Source organism: Flavobacterium sp. (assembly GCF_044368625.1).
Taxonomy (GTDB): Bacteria; Bacteroidota; Bacteroidia; order Flavobacteriales; family Flavobacteriaceae; genus Flavobacterium.
This window is the reverse complement of sequence record NZ_JBIPPD010000057.1, coordinates 1-16,001: the sequence shown is the minus strand read 5'-3', so window position 1 is coordinate 16,001 and position 16,001 is coordinate 1. Positions and strand designations below refer to the sequence as shown.

Annotated in this window: 15 protein-coding genes, 4 tRNA genes and 2 pseudogenes; all 21 read left to right on the top strand. The window is 35.6% G+C overall.

What is annotated here, in order from left to right; translation table 11 throughout:
• A pseudogene (locus ACIQ2X_RS06430) lies at window positions 1–200 on the top strand (hypothetical protein); the annotation flags it as partial.
• Between the two features lie 22 nt (window positions 201–222).
• A complete protein-coding gene (locus tag ACIQ2X_RS06425) occupies window positions 223–450 on the top strand; it encodes a PspC domain-containing protein (protein ID WP_396178101.1) in 228 nt (75 codons plus the stop codon).
• An 82-nt stretch (window positions 451–532) separates the two neighbouring features.
• Window positions 533–1,408 carry a ComEA family DNA-binding protein gene (locus ACIQ2X_RS06420; protein WP_396178100.1) on the top strand — a complete coding sequence of 292 codons (876 nt, stop codon included), beginning with the start codon at window positions 533–535 and terminating at the stop codon, window positions 1,406–1,408.
• A gap of 26 nt (window positions 1,409–1,434) precedes the next feature.
• Complete coding sequence (locus ACIQ2X_RS06415) at window positions 1,435–2,604, top strand: acyl-CoA dehydrogenase family protein (protein WP_396178099.1); 1,170 nt, start codon at window positions 1,435–1,437, stop codon at window positions 2,602–2,604.
• A 140-nt stretch (window positions 2,605–2,744) separates the two neighbouring features.
• Window positions 2,745–3,545 (top strand): hypothetical protein, encoded by an 801-nt coding sequence (locus ACIQ2X_RS06410; RefSeq protein WP_396178098.1) that lies wholly within the window; start codon window positions 2,745–2,747, stop codon window positions 3,543–3,545.
• A gap of 188 nt (window positions 3,546–3,733) precedes the next feature.
• The gene (rpsU, locus tag ACIQ2X_RS06405; RefSeq protein ID WP_396178097.1) at window positions 3,734–3,928 is read left to right on the top strand and encodes a 30S ribosomal protein S21; all 195 of its coding nucleotides are present in this window, start codon (window positions 3,734–3,736) and stop codon (window positions 3,926–3,928) included.
• A 71-nt stretch (window positions 3,929–3,999) separates the two neighbouring features.
• Window positions 4,000–4,902, top strand: a complete 903-nt coding sequence (locus ACIQ2X_RS06400; protein ID WP_396178096.1) for a tyrosine-type recombinase/integrase — start codon at window positions 4,000–4,002, stop codon at window positions 4,900–4,902.
• Window positions 4,903–4,920: 18 nt separating this feature from the next.
• Window positions 4,921–5,223: a ribosome hibernation-promoting factor, HPF/YfiA family gene (gene hpf / locus ACIQ2X_RS06395; protein ID WP_396178095.1), complete on the top strand. Its 303-nt coding sequence runs from the start codon at window positions 4,921–4,923 to the stop codon at window positions 5,221–5,223.
• An 87-nt stretch (window positions 5,224–5,310) separates the two neighbouring features.
• Window positions 5,311–5,384: transfer RNA gene (locus ACIQ2X_RS06390), tRNA-Thr, on the top strand.
• Between the two features lie 33 nt (window positions 5,385–5,417).
• A tRNA-Tyr gene (locus tag ACIQ2X_RS06385) sits at window positions 5,418–5,498 on the top strand.
• 192 nt (window positions 5,499–5,690) lie between these two features.
• Window positions 5,691–5,765: transfer RNA gene (locus ACIQ2X_RS06380), tRNA-Thr, on the top strand.
• Between the two features lie 52 nt (window positions 5,766–5,817).
• The gene (tuf, locus tag ACIQ2X_RS06375) at window positions 5,818–7,011 is read left to right on the top strand and encodes an elongation factor Tu (RefSeq protein WP_396178094.1); all 1,194 of its coding nucleotides are present in this window, start codon (window positions 5,818–5,820) and stop codon (window positions 7,009–7,011) included.
• A 61-nt stretch (window positions 7,012–7,072) separates the two neighbouring features.
• A tRNA-Trp gene (locus ACIQ2X_RS06370) sits at window positions 7,073–7,143 on the top strand.
• An 18-nt stretch (window positions 7,144–7,161) separates the two neighbouring features.
• Window positions 7,162–7,359, top strand: a complete 198-nt coding sequence (secE, locus tag ACIQ2X_RS06365; RefSeq protein WP_396178093.1) for a preprotein translocase subunit SecE — start codon at window positions 7,162–7,164, stop codon at window positions 7,357–7,359.
• 2 nt (window positions 7,360–7,361) lie between these two features.
• Window positions 7,362–7,913 (top strand): transcription termination/antitermination protein NusG, encoded by a 552-nt coding sequence (gene nusG / locus ACIQ2X_RS06360; protein ID WP_396178092.1) that lies wholly within the window; start codon window positions 7,362–7,364, stop codon window positions 7,911–7,913.
• A gap of 66 nt (window positions 7,914–7,979) precedes the next feature.
• Window positions 7,980–8,420 carry a 50S ribosomal protein L11 gene (gene rplK / locus ACIQ2X_RS06355; RefSeq protein WP_396178091.1) on the top strand — a complete coding sequence of 147 codons (441 nt, stop codon included), beginning with the start codon at window positions 7,980–7,982 and terminating at the stop codon, window positions 8,418–8,420.
• Between the two features lie 8 nt (window positions 8,421–8,428).
• Window positions 8,429–9,118 (top strand): 50S ribosomal protein L1, encoded by a 690-nt coding sequence (gene rplA, locus ACIQ2X_RS06350; protein ID WP_396178090.1) that lies wholly within the window; start codon window positions 8,429–8,431, stop codon window positions 9,116–9,118.
• Between the two features lie 23 nt (window positions 9,119–9,141).
• A complete protein-coding gene (gene rplJ / locus ACIQ2X_RS06345) occupies window positions 9,142–9,639 on the top strand; it encodes a 50S ribosomal protein L10 (RefSeq protein WP_396178089.1) in 498 nt (165 codons plus the stop codon).
• 52 nt (window positions 9,640–9,691) lie between these two features.
• Window positions 9,692–10,060, top strand: coding sequence for a 50S ribosomal protein L7/L12 (gene rplL, locus ACIQ2X_RS06340; RefSeq protein WP_396178088.1), 369 nt, complete (start codon window positions 9,692–9,694; stop codon window positions 10,058–10,060).
• A gap of 267 nt (window positions 10,061–10,327) precedes the next feature.
• Window positions 10,328–14,140 (top strand): DNA-directed RNA polymerase subunit beta, encoded by a 3,813-nt coding sequence (rpoB, locus tag ACIQ2X_RS06335; RefSeq protein ID WP_396178087.1) that lies wholly within the window; start codon window positions 10,328–10,330, stop codon window positions 14,138–14,140.
• A gap of 276 nt (window positions 14,141–14,416) precedes the next feature.
• A pseudogene (locus ACIQ2X_RS06330) lies at window positions 14,417–16,001 on the top strand (DNA-directed RNA polymerase subunit beta'); the annotation flags it as partial.

Below are 16,001 nucleotides of genomic sequence, written 5' to 3'. Positions count from 1 at the left end.
TGAAAATGTTGCATGAAATTCAGCCGGAAAAGAATGTCATTATTGATAAATTTAAAGGTTTCGGACTTTTGGCAAAAAATGCATTCGAAACACAAACATTATTACAATTGAAAAACGAATATTGTAATCTAAAAAAATGTTTGTCATGCGGCATTGGAATTCGATTACTTAATTCGACACAAACAACCAAAATTGATTAAATTTGTATCAAAATAAACAGTTATGTCTTTCGTAATTCAATTGAAATATTTTTTTGAAAAACACGGTTTTAATGCTTCGGCACGATTAGCCGATAAGTTAGGAATGCGAGCCAGCAGTGTCCGATTGTTTTTTATTTACATTTCATTTGTTACTGCAGGACTCTGGTTTGGTGTTTATTTGACTTTGGCATTCTGGATCAAATTGAAAGACTTGATACGTGCCAAACGTAGTTCTGTTTTTGATCTTTAATTCGTAATAATTTCAAATGATATTGAGTTTTTTGGATAAAATTTTTGAGTAAAACGGATGAAAACTAAATCCCATAAGCACAATGAGAGAGCCAACTTATTTTTTTCAGAAATTTACCTCTTCACAAAGATGGGGATTATTAATTTTGTTTACGTTAATCATTAGTGTTCAAATCGGATATTATTTTTTTCCCAGTAAAGCCGTAGTAGAAACTTCCGAAGAGAAAAAGGAATGGTTGGCTTTTCAAAATAAAATGGACTCTTTAAAAGAACTCAAAAAAGAATACAAGCCTAAAATTTACCCTTATAATCCCAATTTTTTAACCGATTATAAAGGTTATAAATACGGAATGACAACCGCACAACTCGATCGCCTGTTCGCTTTTCGCAAAGAAAATAAATACGTCAATTCGGCTAAAGAATTTCAAGAAGTTACAAAAGTTTCTGATTCGTTGTTGAAAGAAATGTCCGTTTATTTCAAGTTTCCCGATTGGGTAAATCAAAAAAAAGAGAATTATTCGAACTATACCCCTTTTCCAAAAAAAGAAAAAGAAGTTATTGTTGTTAAAGATATCAATCATGCAACTGCGGAAGATTTAATTAAAATTCGAGGCATTGGAGAAGGCATTTCTGCAAGAATATTAAAAGAGCGAGATAAGTTTGGAGCTTTTGCATCGATGGAGCAAATGCAATTTATTTGGGGTTTATCACCCGAAGTAATTGATTATCTGAATCAATATTTCAAAGTTGTAGATACTTCTCGGATGAAAAAAATAAATATCAACACCGCGACTTTAAAAGAACTGTCGGTGTTTCCATTTTTTAATTACACCATTTCACGCGAAATTTTGATTTACCGTTCTATGAATGCTAAAATTAAAGATGTTGAGGATTTAACAAAAATTAAGGGATTATCTATCGAAAAAGTACACGTAATTGCCCTATATTTGGATTTTTAAAAAAAGAACATAAACTTGGTACATATATGAATTCTACATATTTTACAGAAGAACACGAATCATTTCGAAAAAGCTTACAAGATTTTTTACAAAAAGAGGTGGTACCCCACATTGAAAAATGGGAAAAAACAGGTACAATCGAACGATTTATTTGGAAAAAATTTGGTGAAATGGGATTTTTTGGGATCAACTATCCAGAAGCTTATGGAGGGATGAATTTAGATTTATTTTACACTGTTGTCTTTCTCGAAGAATTACAAAAAATAAACTCTTCCGGATTTGCTGCAGCAATGTGGGCTCATTCATACTTAGCCATGACGCATTTAAATGCCGAAGGCGATGAGCGAATCAAAAACGACTATTTAGCTCCAAGTATTTTAGGTGATAAAATTGGTGCACTTTGTATTTCAGAACCATTTGGAGGTAGTGATGTGGCCGGAATGCGTACTAACGCAGTAAAGAAGGGCGATAAATACATTATCAATGGGTCAAAAACGTTCATCACTAACGGAATTTATGCTGATTATTATATTGTAGCTGCTAAAACGAGTCCCGATCAAGGTAGTAAAGGAATTAGTATCTTTTTGATGGATACAAATTTGGCAGGTATTTCTGCTACCAAGCTGGACAAGTTAGGTTGGAGAGCTTCCGACACTGCCGAAATTGCATTTGATAATGTAGAAATACCCGTGGAAAATTTAATGGGCGAAGAAGGTAAAGGATTTCCTTATATTATGCAGCATTTTGCATTAGAGCGTTTAATTATGGCTATTAATGCTCACGCAAGAGCAGAATATGCATTGGATTATACAATGGATTACATGTCTAAACGGGAGGCTTTCGGAACTACAATTGATAAATTTCAAGCCTTGCGACACACGATGGTAGATCATGCCACAGAAGTAGAGCATTGCAAAATATTCAATTATGCCGCAGTGGCTCGTTTAGATAAAGGTGAATATGTGGTTAAAGAAGCAACAATGGCTAAATTGAAATCCACAAAAGTGGCCGACGATACTATTTACAGTTGTTTACAAATGCTCGGCGGTTATGGTTATATGGAAGAATATCCGTTGGCTCGATTGTTTAGAGACAGTCGTCTAGGACCAATTGGAGGTGGTACATCCGAAATTTTAAGAGAGATTTTATCAAAAATGATTATTGATAAACAAAATTATAAACCTGCAGTAAAGTAAATATTTTCAGAAAGCTGATAAAGGTAAAGCTAAGATACAAGAAATTGTGTCTTGGCTTTTTTTATTTTACTTGGTAAATGTATTAGTAATAAATGATCCTCAACACCGTTTATATCTTTACACTATTAAAAAGCTTTTTTATGAAATTTTTGAATTTATTTGGTTTTTTGTTTTTGTTTATAGTTTCTTGTTCAGAGGATGATTCATCGTTTGATGATGAATTCATTTCTAACGTGTCTATTTCTAGTTATAAAATAACAAGCGATTCAGAGAATTATGAGCCAAGTCAATGGAGTTTTAAGACTATAACTGTTGGTGAAGTAATCAACAATAAGATAATTTCAGAAACATCACAATATTTTCAAAATGGTATCAGTCTTGGGGCTGCAGTTCCTACGCTGCAATACTTCTACGATGGTGATCTGTTGGTATCAACAGTTAAAAACGGCACCTCTACAGAAGTTGAAGATATCGATACTAAACATTTCTTTTATGATGAAAATCAAAATTTGGTTGGTATAAATTGGGAATATAAAGGTGGGATTGCTTATTATAGACTTGTACATGTGTCAAGTTCAATGGTGTATTTTGAACGAATTAATTTGCCTTATAATGATTCTTCTGCTCAAATACAATCCAGACATATAATTGAGTTTGATCAAAACAATAATGTAATTATAGCAGGAAATGATAATGATTTGGATGGGGTTATAAGTAATAAATATCAATATTCATATTTTAATGGCAATTTGATCTCAGTTAAAAAACCAAACAATACAATTCTCACTTTTGAGTATTCCAACGTAATTGATAATTTTTCTGTTTTAAGAGAGCATTCGTATGGTAAAAAAATCTTGCATTATTTAATTCAGAGTATTACGCTGTTTTTAACGAAAATAATCCCAGTTTGCAATCTCTTAATTTATCAACAACAGATTTAGCAAATGATTCATATGAGGTATTAACTAATAATTATTATAAAAAGAAAACTGTAGTCCAAGATACTGGGATTAATAATTTTAGTCTTGTTACCGTAACAGAATTCTTTTTCAATTAATTTATTATTTGCAAACTTTAATCCAAAAATTTGTTTACTTTTGCACCCTTAACGAGAGGAGGTGTCAATATTATGTTAATTATACCAATTAAAGACGGAGAAAATATCGATAGAGCATTAAAGCGCTATAAAAGAAAATTTGATAAAACTGGAACTGTTCGTCAGTTGAGAGCACGTCAAGCTTTTCACAAGCCTTCTGTTGTAAATAGAATGAAAATGCAGAAAGCAGCTTACATTCAAAACATGAAGGACGGTTTAGAGAATTAGGCTTAAGCTTTTTTAAAATAACTACCGTTAGTGGTCAAAGTTTAATACCTTTGATGCTAACGGTTTTTTTTATGGAAAAAAATGAAATGGCGTTTAAATATTATTTGTTGCAGGAAAAAAATTTTTCTGTGCATACCGTAAGTGCTTATTCAAATGACTTAAGCGAATTTTCGAAATATATTCAAGAGCAATTCGATAAACAATACTTAGAAGAAATAAATTACAATCAGATTCGAAGTTGGATTGTTTTTTTAATCGATAAAGGTTTGAATGTTGTTTCAGTAAATAGAAAAATAGCTTCGTTAAAGGCGTTTTACAAATTTCTACTGAAATCAAAGCAAATTGACAGTACTCCATTTACAAAGCACAAAAGCTTAAAAATGGGTAAAAAAGTTCAAATACCTTTTTCTGAAAAAGAAATGGAAACGGTTTTACGTGAGGGTGCATTTGGAAATGATTTTGAAGGAATGCGAAATAAATTAATCATCGATTTATTGTATACAACTGGAATGCGTCGAATGGAATTAATTGAGTTAAAAATGACAGACGTAGATCTGTTTTCAAATACTGTAAAGGTTTTAGGTAAGCGAAACAAAGAGCGTATTATTCCGATACTCCCAAATATTGCAAAGCAAGTGAGGCAATATTTAAACGAACGTTCTGATTTAGAAGTTATTCGGGATAGTGAGCTATTTTTTCTAACAAAATTAGGAAATAAATTGAATATTTCGCTTGTTTATCGATTAGTAAATGGCTACTTTAGTGGTGCTACTGAGAAGGTAAAAAAGAGTCCGCACATTATTCGGCATTCATGTGCTACACATCTTTTAAACAATGGAGCAGACATTAATTCGGTTAAAGATTTATTAGGGCATGCTACTTTGGCATCGACACAAGTCTACACGCACAACAGTCTTAACGAATTAAAAAAAGCACATGCCAATTCTCATCCAAGGCAAAAAAATAATGTTTAATCAAATAACGGAATAATTATGAAGGTAAATGTTCACGCAGTAAATTTTACAGTTGATGGAAAATTAGTTGATTTTATTCAAGAGCGAATGAATAAATTAGAAAAATATTATGACAAAGTCGTTGATGCAGACGTGTATTTGAAAGTGGAAAAGACCAGCGACAAAGAAAATAAAATTGTTGAAATGAAAGTAAATGTTCCAGGGGATGATTTTATAGTAAAAAAGCAATGTAAAACTTTTGAAGAAGCAGCGGAAATGGCTTCTGAATCTTTAGAACGTCTACTGGTTAAGCGTAAAGAAAAATTACGAGCTCATATTTAATGAAAAAAAAAGTTATAAAAGTTTTGTTTAAAAAACAAAAAGATATACATTTGCAGTCCGTTAGAAATAGCGGACTTTTTTATTATTGCCAGCGTAGCTCAGTCGGCTAGAGCAGCTGATTTGTAATCAGCAGGTCGTGGGTTCGAGTCCCTCCGCCGGCTCTGTTCTTTAAGAAATTGAAAATAAAATGGTTAGGGGAGATACTCAAGCGGCCAACGAGGGCAGACTGTAAATCTGCTGTGAAAACTTCGCAGGTTCGAATCCTGCTCTCCCCACAAACTTTATAATAAGAGTTTATCTGAAAGCTCGCTTTCGAGTAAACTTGTTTGTAAAGTTTGCGTTTCGTTTTTAAACGAAATAAGATCATCGACCGTAAGGGAGGTAATCCGCAATAAAAAGTTTATAAGTTTCATGTTTCAAGTGGTCATATTGCCTGAAACTTTAAATTTGAAACAGAAAACTGTACCGCCGGTGTAGCTCAGGGGTAGAGTGCTTCCTTGGTAAGGAAGAGGTCACGGGTTCAATTCCCGTCATTGGCTCCACTAATATTGAATTTGAACACTAATATATAACTAAGATTAAAAATTAAGTAAAATGGCAAAGGAGAATTTTAACCGTTCCAAACCGCACTTAAATATAGGTACAATTGGACACGTGGATCACGGAAAAACCACATTGACTGCGGCAATTTCTAAAGTATTGACTGAAGCAGGTTTTTCTAAAAATGCAGCAAAATCTTTCGATCAGATTGATAATGCTCCAGAAGAAAAAGAAAGAGGTATTACTATTAATACATCACACGTAGAGTATGAAACTGCTAACCGTCACTACGCTCACGTTGACTGTCCTGGTCACGCGGATTACGTAAAAAACATGGTTACTGGTGCTGCTCAAATGGATGGTGCTATTTTGGTTGTAGCTTCAACTGATGGGCCAATGCCACAAACACGTGAACACATCCTTTTAGGTCGCCAAGTAGGTATTCCTAGAATCGTTGTATTCATGAACAAAGTGGATATGGTTGATGATGAAGAATTACTAGAATTAGTAGAAATGGAAATCAGAGATTTACTTTCTTTCTACAAATATGATGGTGATAATGGTCCAGTTATTCAAGGTTCTGCTTTAGGAGCTTTGAATGGTGAGCAAAAATGGGTTGATACTGTTTTAGCTTTAATGGAAGCGGTAGATGTTTGGATCGAAGAGCCAGAAAGAGATACAGCTAAACCTTTCTTGATGCCAATCGAGGATGTATTTACAATCACAGGTCGTGGAACTGTTGCTACAGGTCGTATCGAAACTGGAGTTTGTAACACTGGAGATCCAGTTGAAATCATCGGTATGGGTGCTGAGAAATTGACATCTACTATTACTGGTATCGAAATGTTCCGTCAAATCCTTGATAGAGGTGAGGCTGGAGATAATGCAGGTATCTTGTTAAGAGGTATTGCTAAAGAAGATATCAAAAGAGGAATGGTAATCGTTAAGCCAGGATCTATTAAACCACATGCTAACTTTAAAGCTGAGGTTTATATCTTGAAAAAAGAAGAAGGTGGTCGTCACACACCATTCCACAATAACTACCGTCCACAGTTTTACGCTCGTACAACTGACGTAACAGGAGTTATTACACTTCCAGAAGGAGTAGAGATGGTAATGCCAGGAGATAACTTGACTATTAATGTATCTTTGTTGAGCCCTATCGCAATGAGCGTTGGTTTACGTTTCGCTATCCGTGAAGGTGGTAGAACTGTAGGTGCAGGTCAGGTAACTGAAATCTTAGCATAATCATTTTTAAATAATAGTAAAAGCCAGTGGGTATTCTTTATAGAAATCACTGGCTTTAATTACGGGCGTAGTTCAAGGGTAGAATAGCGGTCTCCAAAACCGTTGATGGGGGTTCGAATCCCTCCGCCCGTGCAATAAAACAAAATTATAATGTCAAAAGTTAGTACTTATATATCAGAAGCATTTGAGGAATTAAGGTTAAATGTGACTTGGCCAGAATGGGCTGAGGTGCAACGACTAACAATTGTAGTTGCTGTTTTTTCAGTATTATTTTCACTAGCCACTTGGGGTGTTGATGAATTTTTAGCAGAAATTCTAACTATGTTTTTTAATTGGATAAAAGCGTAATTATGACCGATAGTAATGTGAAAAAATGGTATGTGGTTAGAGCTGTAAGTGGACAAGAAAATAAAGTCAAAGCATATATCGAAACGGAGATTAGTCGTTTAGGGATGGGTGATTATATTTCTCAGGTATTGGTTCCTACTGAAAAGGTAGTGCAGATGCGTGAAGGAAAAAAAATAATCAAAGACCGCGTTTATTTTCCTGGTTATGTAATGATTGAAGCAAATCTTACTGGAGAAATACCTCACATTATTAAGTCGATTACAGGTGTCATCGGATTTTTGGGCGAAGTGAAAAACGGAGACCCAGTCCCTTTAAGAATATCTGAAGTGAACCGAATGTTAGGTAAAGTTGATGAATTGGCTGTAAAAACAGACACACACACCATTCCTTTCAATATTGGTGAAACAATAAAGGTGGTTGATGGACCTTTCAACGGGTTTAACGGCACAGTTGAAAAAATTAATGAAGAAAAGCGTAAACTTGAAGTTATGGTTAAAATTTTCGGAAGAAAAACACCGTTAGAATTGAGTTTTATGCAAGTTGAAAAAGTATAATTTTTTGTTACACACATAATAAACTGCTTTTATCGCTTCCACGATAAAAGTGTTAAATTTAAAACAATGGCTAAAGAGATTAGTAAAGTAGTTAAACTACAAGTTAAGGGAGGTGCAGCGAATCCATCGCCACCGGTTGGACCTGCTCTAGGTGCTGCTGGTGTTAATATCATGGAGTTCTGTAAGCAATTTAATGCAAGAACACAAGATAAAGCCGGCAAAATTTGTCCTGTGCAGATCACAGTTTACAAAGATAAGTCGTTTGACTTTGTTGTAAAAACTCCACCTGCAGCGGTTCAATTATTAGAAGCTGCAAAATTGAAATCAGGATCAGGAGAGCCGAATCGTAAAAAGGTTGCGAAAGTAACTAGAGAACAGATTCAGGCGATTGCTGAAGATAAAATGGCAGATTTGAATGCTTTCACATTGGAAGCTGCAATGAGTATGATTGCTGGAACAGCTAGATCTATGGGTATAACTGTAACGGGAGACGCTCCTTCTAATTAAGAAAAGACATGGCAAAATTGACAAAAAAACAAAAAGAAGCTGCTTCAAAAATCGAAAAGAACAAGCTTTATTCTTTGAAAGATGCTGCGGCGTTAATTAAAGATGTGGCGAGTGCAAAATTTGATGAATCAGTGGATATTGCTGTAAAATTGGGTGTTGATCCAAGAAAAGCAAATCAGATGGTTAGAGGTGTTGTAACACTTCCTCATGGTACGGGTAAGGATGTAAGAGTTCTTGCTTTGGTTACTCCAGATAAAGAAGCTGAAGCTACAGCTGCAGGTGCAGATTTCGTAGGTTTAGACGATTATCTTCAAAAAATTAAAGATGGTTGGACCGATGTTGATGTAATCATCACTATGCCAGCCGTTATGGGTAAATTAGGTCCATTAGGTCGTATTTTAGGACCACGTGGTTTGATGCCTAACCCTAAGACGGGTACTGTTACTATGGATGTTGCGAAAGCAGTAGCTGAAGTAAAAGCTGGTAAAATCGACTTTAAAGTTGACAAAACAGGTATTGTTCACGCTGGAATTGGAAGAGTTTCTTTCAACGCCGATCAAATCGTCGACAATGCGCACGAAATTATTCAAACATTAATCAAAATGAAACCAACTGCAGCGAAAGGTACTTACGTTAAAAGTATCCACATCTCATCAACAATGAGTCCTGCTATAGCTTTAGATCCTAAGGCTGTATAATTTGGTAGTTAAAAATTTTTAGGATGACTAGAGAAGAAAAATCAATCGCGATTGAAGATTTAACTGCACAGTTAGCTGGTACAAACATTTTATATGTAGCAGATATTTCTGGATTAAATGCAGAGGCAACTTCAAATTTACGAAGAGCTTGTTACAAAACAGGTATTAAATTAGAAGTAGTAAAAAATACGTTGCTTGCAAAAGCAATGGAAGCTTCAGATAATAATTATGGTGAATTGCCAGAAACATTAAAAGGAAACAGTGCCGTTTTCTTTTCTGATGTAGCTAACGCACCTGCTAAAATTATGAAGGAGTTTCGTAGAAAATCAGATAAGCCTGTTCTTAAAGGAGCATACATCAATTCTGAAATCTACATCGGAGACAACCTATTAGATTCATTAGCTTCGCTAAAATCGAAAGAGGAAGTTATTGGAGAAATCATTGGATTACTTCAATCTCCAGCACAAAGAGTTATTTCGGCTCTTTTAAACCAATTCAAAAACGAAGAGGTTTCAGAATAACGCGCACAATTAATAAATTATATTTTACAAATCATTTTAAACGATAGAAAAAATGGCAGATTTGAAACAATTCGCAGAACAATTGGTTAACTTAACTGTTAAAGAAGTTAACGATTTAGCAACAATATTAAAAGACGAGTACGGTATCGAGCCTGCTGCAGCTGCTGTTGTAGTTTCAGGTGATGGAGACGCTGCAGTTGTTGAAGAGCAAACTGAATTTACAGTTGTGCTTAAAGAAGCTGGAGCTTCTAAATTAGCAGTAGTAAAAGCAGTTAAAGAATTAACTGGTTTGGGTCTTAAAGAAGCAAAAGATTTAGTGGATAGCGCTCCTGCTAACGTTAAAGAAGGTGTTTCTAAAGATGAGGCTGAAGGTCTTAAAAAATCATTAGAAGAAGCTGGAGCTGTAGTAGAACTTAAATAGTTTGACTCGGTTTTGAGAATTAGGTTTAGGTCTTGGATGTTTATCCAATGACCTAAACCATTTTTCGTATAATAAAATGATAATCCATTTTATTATCAATAAGTTTAAAATACAGTATTATTTTTAATCATTACGAAGAAAGAAAATTATCAAAAGAGCAATCTTACTAATTTTTAAAGATGTATTGATTTCAAAAAGAAAGTATAAGTTAAACAGTGTTTTACACAAAAATTATTTACTTTTTTTTAATCAAAATTTTGTCCATAGATGATAACAAATCAGACTGAAAGATTGAATTTTGCCTCTACTAAAAATATACCTAATTATCCAGATTTCCTGGATATTCAGGTTAAATCTTTTAAGGATTTTTTCCAGTTGGAAACTAAATCCGATGAAAGAGGCGACGAAGGACTTTACAATACCTTCATGGAAAATTTTCCAATCACTGACACTAGAAACCAATTCGTTTTAGAGTTCCTTGATTATTTTGTTGATCCACCACGTTATACCATTCAAGAGTGTATCGAAAGAGGTCTAACTTATAGTGTACCTTTAAAAGCAAGGTTAAAACTATATTGTACAGATCCTGAACACGAAGATTTCGAAACTATTGTGCAAGACGTATATTTAGGGACCATTCCTTACATGACGCCAAGTGGTACTTTTGTAATTAATGGAGCAGAACGTGTGGTTGTTTCTCAACTTCACCGTTCTCCTGGTGTGTTCTTCGGACAATCTTTCCACGCAAATGGAACAAAATTATATTCTGCTCGTGTAATTCCTTTTAAAGGTTCTTGGATAGAGTTTGCTACCGATATCAACAGCGTAATGTATGCTTATATCGATAGAAAGAAAAAATTACCAGTAACAACTTTATTTAGAGCTATTGGTTTCGAACGCGATAAAGATATTCTTGAAATATTTGATCTTGCCGAAGAAATTAAAGTTTCTAAAACAAGTTTAAAAAAATATATCGGCAGAAAATTAGCTGCTCGTGTCTTGAATACTTGGCATGAAGACTTCGTGGATGAAGATACCGGAGAAGTGGTTTCTATCGAACGTAACGAAATCATCTTGGATCGTGATACAATTATCGACAAAGATAATGTAGAAGAAATCCTTGATGCTAACGTTAAAGTTATTTTGTTGCACAAAGAAGATGCTAATCAAGCGGATTATGCCATCATTCACAATACGCTTCAAAAAGATCCAACAAACTCCGAAAAAGAAGCTGTTGAGCATATCTACAGACAATTGCGTAATGCCGAACCGCCTGATGAAGAAACAGCGCGTGGTATTATCGATAAATTGTTCTTCTCTGACCAACGTTACAATTTAGGTGAAGTAGGTCGTTACAGAATGAATAAAAAATTACAATTGGATATCCCAATGGAAAAGCAAGTCTTGACCAAAGAAGATATCATTACAATTGTAAAATACTTGATTGAGTTGATTAACTCTAAAGCAGAGATTGATGATATCGACCACTTGTCAAACCGTCGTGTTAGAACAGTCGGCGAACAACTTTCTGCGCAATTCGGTGTAGGTTTGGCCCGTATGGCAAGAACCATTCGTGAGCGTATGAATGTTAGAGATAATGAGGTGTTTACACCAATTGATTTGATTAATGCTAAAACATTATCGTCGGTTATCAACTCTTTCTTTGGGACCAATCAGTTGTCTCAATTTATGGATCAAACCAATCCATTAGCAGAAATCACGCACAAACGTCGTTTATCAGCTCTAGGACCAGGTGGTTTGTCAAGAGAACGTGCCGGATTTGAGGTTCGTGACGTTCACTATACACACTACGGTCGTTTATGTCCGATTGAAAACCCAGAGGGTGCAAACATTGGTTTGATTTCTTCCCTTGGAGTTTATGCGAAAGTAAACGGTATGGGATTCATCGAAACACCTTACCGTAAAGTAAACAATGGTCGATTGGTGCTCGATTCTGATCCTGTATATTTAAGTGCAGAAGAAGAAGAAGGTATGTTGATCGCTCAGGCAAATATCGAAATTGACAAAGATGGTAACATCACGGCCGAAAACGTAATTGCTAAGCAAGATGCCGATTTCCCAGTAGTTACACCAAGTCAGTTGGATTATGCCGACGTTGCTCCAAATCAAATTGCCTCGATTTCAGCTTCCTTAATTCCTTTCTTGGAACATGATGATGCGAACAGAGCCTTGATGGGATCAAACATGATGCGTCAAGCAGTGCCATTATTGCGTCCGGAAGCACCAATTGTTGGTACAGGTTTAGAACGTCAAGTGGCATCTGATTCCCGAGTATTGATCAATGCTGAAGGCGAAGGAGTTGTTGAATATGTAGACGCAAACATCATCACGATTAAATACGACCGTACGGACGAAGAACGTATGGTAAGTTTTGATTCAGATGAGAAAACATACAATCTAATTAAGTTCAGAAAAACCAATCAAAGTACTTCAATAAACTTGAAGCCTATCGTAAGAAAAGGGGATCGAGTAGTAAAAGGACAAGTACTTTCTGAAGGTTATGCAACTCAAAATGGTGAACTTGCTTTAGGTAGAAACCTTAAAGTAGCGTTTATGCCATGGAAAGGGTACAACTTCGAGGATGCGATTGTAATTTCTGAAAAAGTAGTTCGCGACGATATCTTTACTTCTATCCACATCGATGATTATTCATTAGATGTGCGGGATACGAAATTAGGTAACGAAGAATTGACGAATGATATTCCTAACGTTTCTGAAGAGGCTACAAAAGACTTGGATGAAAATGGTATGATTAGAGTAGGTGCCGAGGTTAAACCTGGTGACATTCTAATTGGTAAAATTACGCCTAAAGGTGAGTCAGATCCTACTCCTGAAGAGAAATTGCTTCGTGCAATCTTCGGTGACAAAGCAGGTGATGTAAAAGATGCTTCGTTAAAAGCTTCTCCTTCTTTACATGGTGTGGTTTTAGGTAAAAAATTATTTGCAAGAGCGGTTAAAGACAAACGCAAACGTTCTAAAGATAAGGACGATTTGGACGGCTTAGAAATGAGTTTCGAAGTCAAATTTAACGAGCTAAAAGATAAATTAGTAGAAAAATTATTCAACATCGTTAACGGGAAAACTTCGCAAGGAGTGATGAACGATTTAGGCGAAGAGGTTTTACCAAAAGGTAAAAAATATACGCAAAAAATGTTGAATGCTGTTGAAGATTTTGCACATTTAAGCAAAGGTCAATGGGTTGCTGATGACGAAACGAATAAGTTGGTTAACGATTTGATTCACAATTATAAAATCAAATTAAACGACTTACAAGGTGCATTGCGACGAGAAAAATTCACGATTACTGTGGGTGATGAATTGCCAGCGGGAATCTTGAAATTGGCTAAAGTGTATATCGCTAAAAAACGTAAGTTAAAAGTTGGTGATAAAATGGCGGGACGTCACGGTAACAAAGGTATTGTTGCAAGAATCGTTCGTCATGAAGACATGCCTTTCTTGGAAGATGGAACGCCTGTTGATATCGTATTGAACCCACTTGGTGTACCTTCTCGTATGAACATCGGACAGATTTACGAAACGGTTTTAGGTTGGGCTGGACAAAATTTGGGTCGCAAGTTTGCTACTCCAATTTTTGACGGAGCATCTTTAGATCAAATCAATGAATTAACGGACGAAGCTGGAATTCCACGTTTCGGACATACGTACTTGTACGATGGAGGAACTGGAGAGCGTTTCCACCAAAGAGCAACTGTTGGAGTTATCTATATGTTGAAACTGGGTCATATGGTTGACGATAAAATGCACGCACGTTCAATCGGACCGTACTCATTAATCACACAACAACCATTAGGTGGTAAAGCACAATTTGGAGGTCAGCGTTTTGGAGAGATGGAGGTTTGGGCACTTGAGGCGTATGGAGCATCAAGTACTTTACGTGAAATCTTGACGGTAAAATCGGATGACGTTATTGGTAGAGCTAAAACTTACGAAGCTATCGTAAAAGGCGAATCAATGCCAGAACCAGGATTGCCGGAATCATTCAACGTATTGATGCACGAATTGAAAGGTCTTGGACTTGATATTCGTTTAGAAGAATAAACACAGTAGACAGTTTTCAGTCGCAGTATTCAGTTTTAATACTGCCAATTGCGACTGAGACTGCATACTTTTTTTAATTAGTTTTCAGGATTTATACCCGTAAATCGTTCCGATTTTTTATATTTTCTTAGTAGAAAATATAACTAGCACTTCAATCAGAAGTTGAAGTTTAGAGAAGTAATTCGAGGTACTGATTTAAGGTTTGTTGTTTTTTTAAACATCAAATTAGGAATCAAAATCAATTTTTTAATTGCACATAAATCAATAGTAAAAACTATGATGAATAATAGAAATAATAACAATAATAATAGAGACAAAAACCCAGTAAAAAGGTTTAATAAAATCTCTATCGGTTTGGCTTCTCCAGAATCTATTTTGGCAGAATCTCGTGGTGAAGTTTTAAAACCAGAAACCATCAACTACCGTACACACAAACCAGAACGTGACGGACTTTTCTGCGAAAGAATTTTCGGACCTGTAAAGGATTTCGAATGTGCTTGCGGCAAATACAAACGTATCCGTTACAAAGGAATTGTTTGCGACCGATGTGGTGTGGAAGTAACAGAGAAAAAAGTACGAAGAGACCGTGTTGGACACATCAACTTGGTGGTTCCTGTCGCACATATTTGGTATTTCCGTTCTTTGCCAAACAAAATTGGATACATTTTAGGGTTGCCTTCTAAGAAATTAGACATGATCATCTACTACGAAAGATATGTAGTTATTCAAGCGGGTATTGCCAAAAATCCAGAAGGAGAATCTGTTCAAATATTAGACTTTTTAACAGAAGAAGAGTATTTAAATATTTTAGATACACTTCCAGCTGATAACCAATATTTAGATGATTTCGACCCTAATAAATTCGTAGCCAAAATGGGTGCTGAATGTATTATGGACTTGTTAGCCCGTATCGACCTAGATACTTTGTCTTATGATTTGAGACACGCCGCTAACAATGAAACGTCTAAACAACGTAAAACGGAAGCATTAAAAATATTACAAGTTTTGGAGTCGTTCCGTGAGTCTAACTTAAACCGCGAGAACCGTCCAGAATGGATGATTATGAAAGTGGTTCCTGTTATTCCGCCAGAATTACGTCCACTTGTACCTCTTGATGGTGGTCGTTTTGCCACTTCAGATTTAAATGACTTGTACCGTCGTGTAATTATCCGTAACAACCGTTTGAAAAGATTGATGGAAATCAAAGCTCCAGAAGTGATCTTGAGAAACGAAAAACGTATGTTGCAAGAATCAGTAGATTCATTATTTGACAATACACGTAAGGCTTCTGCTGTAAAAACAGAATCGAATCGTCCATTGAAATCACTTTCGGATTCCCTTAAAGGAAAACAAGGTCGTTTCCGTCAAAACTTACTTGGAAAACGTGTGGATTATTCGGCTCGTTCGGTAATCGTCGTTGGACCAGAATTGAAATTATTCGAATGCGGTATCCCTAAAGATATGGCTGCCGAATTATACAAACCTTTTGTAATCCGTAAATTGATTGAAAGAGGTATTGTAAAAACAGTGAAATCGGCTAAGAAAATCATTGACAAAAAAGAACCAGTTGTTTGGGACATCCTTGAAAATGTAATTAAAGGTCACCCGGTATTATTAAACCGTGCCCCAACCTTACACCGACTTGGTATTCAGGCTTTCCAACCTAAATTAATTGAAGGAAAAGCGATCCAACTTCACCCGTTAGTATGTACGGCTTTTAACGCGGATTTTGATGGGGATCAAATGGCAGTTCACTTGCCACTTGGACCAGAAGCTATTTTGGAAGCACAATTATTAATGTTGGCTTCTCACAATATTTTGAATCCAGCAAACGGAGCTCCAATTACGGTTCCTTCTCAGG

Bases quoted from the DNA above. Each gene is read 5' to 3' on its own strand.
- rpsU (WP_396178097.1), top strand. From the start codon at position 3,734: ATGTTAATTATACCAATTAAAGACGGAGAAAATATCGATAGAGCATTA.
- ACIQ2X_RS06400 (WP_396178096.1), top strand. From the start codon at position 4,000: ATGGAAAAAAATGAAATGGCGTTTAAATATTATTTGTTGCAGGAAAAA.
- ACIQ2X_RS06425 (WP_396178101.1), top strand. From the start codon at position 223: ATGTCTTTCGTAATTCAATTGAAATATTTTTTTGAAAAACACGGTTTT.
- secE (WP_396178093.1), top strand. From the start codon at position 7,162: ATGTCAAAAGTTAGTACTTATATATCAGAAGCATTTGAGGAATTAAGG.
- rpoB (WP_396178087.1), top strand. From the start codon at position 10,328: ATGATAACAAATCAGACTGAAAGATTGAATTTTGCCTCTACTAAAAAT.
- rplK (WP_396178091.1), top strand. From the start codon at position 7,980: ATGGCTAAAGAGATTAGTAAAGTAGTTAAACTACAAGTTAAGGGAGGT.
- hpf (WP_396178095.1), top strand. From the start codon at position 4,921: ATGAAGGTAAATGTTCACGCAGTAAATTTTACAGTTGATGGAAAATTA.
- ACIQ2X_RS06415 (WP_396178099.1), top strand. From the start codon at position 1,435: ATGAATTCTACATATTTTACAGAAGAACACGAATCATTTCGAAAAAGC.
- ACIQ2X_RS06420 (WP_396178100.1), top strand. From the start codon at position 533: ATGAGAGAGCCAACTTATTTTTTTCAGAAATTTACCTCTTCACAAAGA.
- rplA (WP_396178090.1), top strand. From the start codon at position 8,429: ATGGCAAAATTGACAAAAAAACAAAAAGAAGCTGCTTCAAAAATCGAA.
- tuf (WP_396178094.1), top strand. From the start codon at position 5,818: ATGGCAAAGGAGAATTTTAACCGTTCCAAACCGCACTTAAATATAGGT.
- rplJ (WP_396178089.1), top strand. From the start codon at position 9,142: ATGACTAGAGAAGAAAAATCAATCGCGATTGAAGATTTAACTGCACAG.
- rplL (WP_396178088.1), top strand. From the start codon at position 9,692: ATGGCAGATTTGAAACAATTCGCAGAACAATTGGTTAACTTAACTGTT.
- ACIQ2X_RS06410 (WP_396178098.1), top strand. From the start codon at position 2,745: ATGAAATTTTTGAATTTATTTGGTTTTTTGTTTTTGTTTATAGTTTCT.
- nusG (WP_396178092.1), top strand. From the start codon at position 7,362: ATGACCGATAGTAATGTGAAAAAATGGTATGTGGTTAGAGCTGTAAGT.